Here is an 867-nt window from a genome sequence, read left to right on the forward strand (position 1 = left end):
CCCTCTACCGGGGCCGCCCCCGAGGCATCGTCTCGGCGGGCGTCGAGGAGCCCAACGCCCTCATACAGCTGGCCGGTTCGTACTCCGAGGGCATGCTCCCGGCCACCACGACCTCTCCGGCTACCTCGCCCACCCGGCGGTCGCCGCGGTCGGCGGGAGTTGGCTCGCCACGCCGGAGCACCTCGAACGCGGCGAGTTCACCGAGATCCGCCGCCTGACCGCCGAAGCGGTGGGACGGAGCACCCGGTGACCGACGTGATCGCCCTCGGCGAGGTGATGCTGCGGTTCGACCCCGGAGAGGGCCGCATCAGCACGGCGCGCACCTTCCGCGTCTGGGAGGGCGGCGGCGAGTACAACGTCGTCCGAGGGCTGCGCCGCTGCTTCGGACACCGCACCGCCGTCGTGACGGCCCTCGCCGACAACGCGGTGGGACGGCTCGTCGAGGACCTCGTCCTCCAGGGCGGCGTCGACACCTCCCTGATCCGCTGGGCGGCGGACGGGGGAGTGGGGCGGGAGGCGCGCAACGGGCTGAACTTCGTGGAACGCGGCTTCGGGGTGCGTGGCGCCCTCGGGGTCAGCGACCGGGCGAACACGGCGGTCTCACAGCTGCGGAAAGGGGACGTCGACTGGGACGCCGTCTTCTCCACCGGGGTGCGCTGGTTCCACACCGGCGGGATCTTCGCGGCCCTGTCCGACACCACGGCAGGCGTCGCCGAGCAGGCCATGACGGCCGCCCGCCGCCACGGGGTGACCGTCTCCTACGACCCCAACTACCGGCCCAGCCTCTGGGAAGGCAGGGGCGGCGCCGCCGCGGCCCGCGAGACCGACCTGCGCCAGGAGATCCGCCGCCGCGTGGGTTACCTTCCC

At 73.7% G+C, this 867-nt stretch carries 2 protein-coding genes; both read left to right on the plus strand.

All coding sequences use genetic code 11. The features are described 5' to 3' along the window. Positions 1 to 218: hypothetical protein (locus ACVNF4_RS36545; RefSeq protein WP_461807111.1), on the plus strand; the 218-nt coding region annotated here is incomplete at its 5' end. A 28-nt stretch (positions 219 to 246) separates the two neighbouring features. Then, positions 247 to 867 (plus strand): PfkB family carbohydrate kinase (locus ACVNF4_RS36550; RefSeq protein WP_461807110.1); only part of this gene is annotated, 621 nt, incomplete at its 3' end.

The organism is Streptomyces sp. S6 (assembly GCF_054880855.1).